Consider the following 6499-nt stretch of genomic DNA (forward strand, 5'->3'; position numbering starts at 1 on the left):
TCGTTAGATAATCTTTGGTCAATGGCAAACATCAGGGTTCCAATGCTTCGCCCCCTACAATTTGCTGGATAACCTTTTCTAGAAACTGCCTTAGTTGATCGCTAGACTTAAGGCTTTAGCCCTAAACATAATGCTGAATAGGTAGAACGGTGCAACTCTCTAACTACGATCCAGGAGATTTTTACGACGAGCTGTTTATTGCCAAAGGGCAACCTCGTCCTGAAGCGGCTCTACTCGTCGAGCGCATCAATTCGCTTTCACTCGAAGAACTCCGCCAGCGCCATCAGGTGGCACAAAATATGCTGTTTCGCCTGGGGGCGACGTTTAATGTTTATAGCGATGAGCAGGGAACTGAACGCATCCTACCCTTTGACATTATTCCTCGGATTATTGCGGCAAAAGACTGGAAACGGTTGGAAGAGGGACTCAAACAACGAATTCATGCCCTCAACCTGTTCTTAACAGATATTTACGGCGAACAAAAAATTCTTAAAGATGGAGTGATCCCAGAGAGCCTGATTTACTCGTCTAAAGGATTTCTCAAGCCCTGCATGGGCATTCACCCGGCTCAGGGAATTTGGTGTCATATTACCGGCACCGATTTAGTCCGCGATCGCGATGGTCAATGGTACGTTTTAGAAGATAATTTGCGCTGCCCCTCAGGGATTTCTTACGTCTTAGAAAACCGTCGGGTGATGAAAAGTACGTTTCCGCAAGTGTTCAATCGCATGGCAATTTCGCCGGTTGATGACTATGCCAGCCAGTTGTTGGAAACCTTGCTCAACCTGGCACCTCCAGGACTGCCCGATCCCACGGTGGTTGTCCTCACCCCTGGTATTTATAACTCCGCCTATTTTGAGCATTCCTTTTTAGCGCAGCAAATGGGTGTGGAATTGGTTGAAGGGCGCGACCTGGTGGTGGCAGACGGTTATCTGCAAATGCGCACCACCAAAGGGTTGAAACGCGTCGATGTGATCTATCGTCGGATTGATGATGATTTCCTCGATCCCTTAACCTTTCAGCCCAACTCTATGCTGGGTGTACCCGGCATTATGGAGGTTTATCGGGCGGGTCGAGTGGCGATCGCCAATGCCCCCGGTACAGGCGTTGCCGATGACAAAGTCGTCTATGCCTACGTGCCCCAAATGATCCGCTATTATCTCGACGAAGACGCCCTGATTCCCAACGTTCCAACCTACCTCTGTTGGGAAGACGACCAACAAAACTATGTACTGGAAAACCTCGATAAATTGGTTGTAAAGTCGGCAAACGAATCGGGCGGGTATGGCATGTTAGTGGGACCCCACGCCACCCCCGAACAACGTCAAGACTTTGCCCACAAGATTCAAGCGGCTCCGCGCAACTACATTGCCCAACCAACCCTGAGTTTGTCGCGAGTTCCTACACTCATCGAAGACCGATTTGAAGGGTGCCATGTTGATCTGCGGCCGTACATCCTCTATGGCAAAGAAATTTATGTCAACCCCGGTGGCTTTACTCGTGTTGCCCTGAGAAAAGGTTCCCTCGTCGTCAATTCTTCTCAAGGGGGCGGTGGCAAAGATACGTGGGTGGTGGTGAATTAGTTAGGAATGGGAATTAAATAACGCCGATGATTTGTTGTACGGGCGAACGGTCGTTCGCCTCTCCAAACAATTCAATATTCGATCTTATTTAATCCACGCTCCTTAATAAGCCATGAGGAACAAAATCGCTAACACCTTAAAACTTAAAAATTAGAATGTAAAACGTCGTATGCTTAGTCGCTCTGCGGATGCAATTTACTGGCTCAACCGTTATGTAGAACGGGCTGAAAATGTGGCTCGATTTGTGGATGTCAACCTCAATTTGCTGCTCGATTCTCCCACTGGAACAACCCAACAATGGGAACCGTTGGTGATTACCACGGGTGACTTAACCTTGTTCAAAACCCGCTATGGAGAAGCCAGCGCCGAAAATGTGATTCACTTTCTCACATTTGATACGGATTACTCCAATTCCATTATTTCTTGTGCCCGGTCTGCCCGAGAAAATGCTCGATCGGTGCGCGAAATTATCTCATCGGAAATGTGGGAGCAGGTCAATGATTTTTATTTCATGGTTAAAAACGCATCCCAAGGTCAGTTGCTATCAGATCTTTCTAGCTTTTTTTTAGATGTAAAGATGGCAAGCCATTTATTTGCTGGGGTCATGGATGCCACAATGGCGCACAACGAAGGCTGGCACTTTGGGCAGATTGGGCGGTTATTGGAACGGGCAGATAAAACTGCACGTATTTTAGACGTAAAATATTTCATCTTATTACCGTCCGTGAAAGATATTGGGACGGCATTGGATGACTTGCAATGGATCGCATTACTGAAGTCTGCCAGTGCGTATGAAATGTATCGCAAATGTCAGCATCGCATTACACCAATGAATGTTGCTCAGTTTCTCATTTTAAACCGTGAATTTCCGCGTTCTATTCAGTTCTGTCTGATGCAAGCCGAGCGATCGCTTTGCCAAATTACCGGCGTCAGTCCCGGCGTATGGACAAACCCCGCAGAGCGCACGTTAGGTAAAGCCCGTGCCCAACTCGATTACATTACGATTGAAGATATTATTCACCGTGGGTTACATGAATTTTTAGACGATTTACAAATCCAATTCAATAGCATTGGCGAAAAAATCTTCGAAGAGTTTTTCGCATTAGAGGTTAGTGGCAGTACACTAAGTTGAACGTTTTGGAGGGAGTGAGGGCTGCGCCCCCACTCCCTCCAAAACATTAGTGTTTGCACGATCAGTACATCGGCTCAAGCAAATCGTTGGCGTTAACTCGGGGAGTTTCTTTGCTTTACCAAATTACTCATTCCACCACTTATCTCTACGCTGCACCCGTTACATTACTGCCCCATTGCATCCGTTTGCGACCGCGTTGTGATGTGACCCAATCCCTCAAACGTTTTTCGATCGACCTTGATCCCGAACCGATGCAAGTGGCTCACAATATAGACCTGGATGGCAACTCGATTCTCAAAATTTGGTTTCCCGACAAAGTACTGACGACTTTTAGGATCAACATTTTTTCGGAAGTAGAAACCTACCGAGAGAATCCGTTTGTCTATTTACTAGAACCCTGGGCAATCCGTTTACCCATAGACTATCCCAGTTCGTTATTGAGTCAACTGTCGCCTTATCTGGGCAGCCATACACGCAATTTCCCCGGTGAACCCGATGCGATCGCCGTTCAACTGGCGCAAACCCTGTGGCATAAAACCCACGGCAATACCGTTTCATTTCTTTCGGCACTGAATCAAGAGATCTATCAATCGTGCCAATATATGGTTCGAGAAACGGGGGATCCGTTGCCACCCAGCATTACATGGGCGCAAAAGGCAGGCTCGTGCCGAGATCTGACGATTTTATTTATGGAAACCTGTCGGGCGATGGGGTTGGCAACCCGCTTTGTCAGTGGCTATCAAGAAGGCGACCCCGATACCAATGATCGACATCTCCATGCCTGGGCTGAAGTCTATTTGCCCGGAGCCGGATGGCGTGGCTATGACCCAACCCAGGGGTTAGCCGTCAGCGATCGCCATATTGCCCTGGTTGCGAGTCCCAATTCTCGTTATACAATCCCAATCGAAGGCGCACTTCGTTCAGGCGTCGGCACCAAATCAGAAATGACCTTCCGGCTTAACATTCAGCCCGTTCGATAACCTACCGATTTTAGGGATAAAGTTGAACGTCATGTTCAACTTCATCCCGCTATTTGTTTGCGAGGGTGACGGCAGAGCCGTCACCCTCGCAAACGCAATGACAACATCACAACGTTAAATGTAGTGTGCAGTCATTGCGTCACTTCGATTATTCTGTGTACCCTTATTAATTAGACTTCTTGCAGATGAGTTTGGGCGGCGACCAAGCCCCCTGTCCAAGCTAACCCAAAAGCCCAATTTGCAAGAGCTCTATTAATTTAAGCAAGTCATCCCAAATTAAATAGATTTTTGGGCATATTAATCTCCGTAGGGGTTTGGCATTGCCAAACCCTTACACAGCATCTGTCGCATTTCCAATTTTAATTGGGTACCATGTGGAATTTCTTTAAATATCGCCCTTTTAGTACGGCTTTTGCTCCATGACTACGAATAGGGAACAGTACAGGGTCTTTTTTTTCATGGGGGTTGCCCCAACGACCCTTGTAAATGCCGATCCCGACGTTTAACGTAGCCTGCTGATGCCCTTACTCCACCAAGGAAAGGTTGCTGGCTGGCAGCGTTACCTGACGGTCTGTTCATTATCGACGCTTGTTCCAAGTCCCCCACCTCAAAGTCCCCCACCTCATGTCCAATTCAGTTGTTGACGCTCTCATCAATTTATACATTCCCCTGATTGGATGGATCTCGTCGGGATGGGCTCTCGGTCGAGTTTTGCCGAAAGACATCCCCGCCCGTTTGGGTAAATTTCTGTTTTGGGTCGGCGTGCCCATCAGCATTGTTGCCTTTTTATATCGAGCTGATCTAACAGGATGGATCTGGATCGCGCCGGTCACTGCCTGGGTTGCCATCTTAGTGGGTGCAGCGTTTGCTTGGGTTTGGATTGATTTAGGCATCGGCGATGAACGGCTTAAGAGCATTGCCAAAGGTCTAGAACAAGGCAACGTCGGTTTAAATTCTGGTTTTTTGCGCCAGAGCGATTGGGCAAAATCAACTCAGGGAAGCTTTTTGCTGGCGATGATGGTCGGTAATACAGGCTACATGGGGTTTCCCGTCGTTCTCAATCTGGTGGGTTCGACTTATTTTGCCTGGGCACTGTTTTATGACCTGCTGGGCACCTTTATTGGGGTCTATGGGTTAGGGGTGATCTTAGCGACCCGGTACGGAACGGTGAATCAGCAGAACAACGTCCAACTCATGGAAAAAATTCTGTATAACCCTGCGCTCTGGAGTCTTGGATTTGGCTTGCTATTACGCCTGATCGAGCTACCTGAAATGGTAGAAACCGGGCTGAGGGGCTGTGCCTGGGCAGTTGTTAATACGGCACTTCTGTTAATTGGCATGCAACTGGGGCGGCTGACATCGTTGCGCAAACTCAAACAAGCCTTGCCCTGTCTGGGGATCAAGATGGTGCTAGTGCCCCTGGTCGTGGGGACAGGGTTAATGTTTTTTGGCGTCACTGCGGAACCGCGCCTGACGTTGGTGTTGCAAATGGGAATGCCCCCTGCATTTGCGACCGTTGTGTTTGCAGAAGCGTATGGGCTAGACCGAGAACTGGCGGTGACAACGTTGGTATTTGGTTGTGTTGGTTTGTTGGTGCTGTTGCCCATTTGGATGCTTTTGTTTGGAGCATTGTCATGAAAATCTTAAATATTGTCGGCGCTCGTCCAAATTTCATCAAAATTGCTCCAATTATCCATCAACTGGTTCGCTATCCCGATATAGAGTGGCAACTGGTGCATACGGGTCAACATTACGATGATCGGATGTCTAAGATATTTTTTGACGATCTACAGATCCCTGTTCCTGATGTGTTTCTGGGGGTCGGTTCTGGGTCTCATGGTAAGCAAACCGGCATGATGCTGATCGAGTTAGAGCAGGTGATGCTGCAATATCAACCCGATCTGGTATTAGTCGTAGGCGATGTCAATTCAACCTTAGCCGGTGCGCTGGCAGCCTCCAAACTGCATATTCCCATTGCCCATGTGGAAGCGGGATTGCGCAGTCTCGATCGCACCATGCCCGAAGAAATCAATCGCCTTTGTACCGATGCGATCGCCGATTTGTTTTTTACGACCTCTCATTTTGCAGACGAGAATTTAAGGCGAGAAGGCATCCCTGCGGACAAAATTCATTTTGTTGGCAATGTCATGATTGATAGCCTGGTTGCCCATAGCGAAAAGGCAAAAGAGTCCAACATTCTATCGGACTTGAATCTAACAGAAAAGCAATATGGCTTATTAACCCTGCATCGCCCTGCTAATGTAGATGAACCTGAGATTCTGGCTCAACTATTAGACGCGATCGCCATCGTTAGCGATCGCCTGCCACTGGTCTTTCCCCTTCATCCCCGCACCGAAAATCGGCTGCAAACTTTTGGCTTAAACGACCGCCTCGATCATATGAGCAACGTTATTGTGACTCCGCCTCTGGGCTATCTTGATTTCTTGCGGCTCACAGCAGCAGCCCAACTTGCGCTGATTGACTCTAGCGGTATTCAGGAAGAAACAACCGTGCTGGGTATCCCCTGTCTAACCATGCGAGACAACACAGAACGACCGGAAACCGTGACAGAAGGCACCAATATCTTAGTCGGTCGAGATCCCGTTCGCATTGTCGAAGAGGTATTTCGAGTCTTAGACGGACAGGGTAAGGTAGGTCGTATTCCAGAACTATGGGATGGCAAAGCTGCCCAACGAATCGTGGATTTGATTCATACCTGGTGGTCAGCCAAAAGCCTCGCAACTCAGTTTTCCAATATCCTATAACGCCCAATGTACTAACCCCCCACTCCACCCCCCTCATCC

Annotated in this window: 5 protein-coding genes; all 5 read left to right on the forward strand. The window is 48.3% G+C overall.

Annotated features, from left to right (window positions below):
• The first annotated feature begins 149 nt into the window (after window positions 1-149).
• The 5 genes from ACR6Z4_RS26425 to wecB all read left to right on the forward strand — a co-directional run bounded on the left by ACR6Z4_RS26425 (window position 150) and on the right by wecB (window position 6460).
• Window positions 150-1583 carry a circularly permuted type 2 ATP-grasp protein gene (locus tag ACR6Z4_RS26425; protein WP_479720334.1) on the forward strand — a complete coding sequence of 478 codons (1434 nt, stop codon included), beginning with the start codon at window positions 150-152 and terminating at the stop codon, window positions 1581-1583.
• A 169-nt stretch (window positions 1584-1752) separates the two neighbouring features.
• Window positions 1753-2715 carry an alpha-E domain-containing protein gene (locus ACR6Z4_RS26430; protein ID WP_479720335.1) on the forward strand — a complete coding sequence of 321 codons (963 nt, stop codon included), beginning with the start codon at window positions 1753-1755 and terminating at the stop codon, window positions 2713-2715.
• 110 nt (window positions 2716-2825) lie between these two features.
• The gene (locus ACR6Z4_RS26435; RefSeq protein WP_479720336.1) at window positions 2826-3695 is read left to right on the forward strand and encodes a transglutaminase family protein; all 870 of its coding nucleotides are present in this window, start codon (window positions 2826-2828) and stop codon (window positions 3693-3695) included.
• A gap of 624 nt (window positions 3696-4319) precedes the next feature.
• The gene (locus ACR6Z4_RS26440; RefSeq protein WP_479720337.1) at window positions 4320-5333 is read left to right on the forward strand and encodes an AEC family transporter; all 1014 of its coding nucleotides are present in this window, start codon (window positions 4320-4322) and stop codon (window positions 5331-5333) included.
• Window positions 5330-6460 (forward strand): non-hydrolyzing UDP-N-acetylglucosamine 2-epimerase, encoded by a 1131-nt coding sequence (gene wecB / locus ACR6Z4_RS26445; protein WP_479720338.1) that lies wholly within the window; start codon window positions 5330-5332, stop codon window positions 6458-6460. Before ACR6Z4_RS26440 ends, wecB begins: the two co-directional genes overlap by 4 nt.
• Window positions 6461-6499 lie beyond the last annotated feature (39 nt).

This window comes from Calyptranema fuscum S582 (assembly GCF_055793305.1).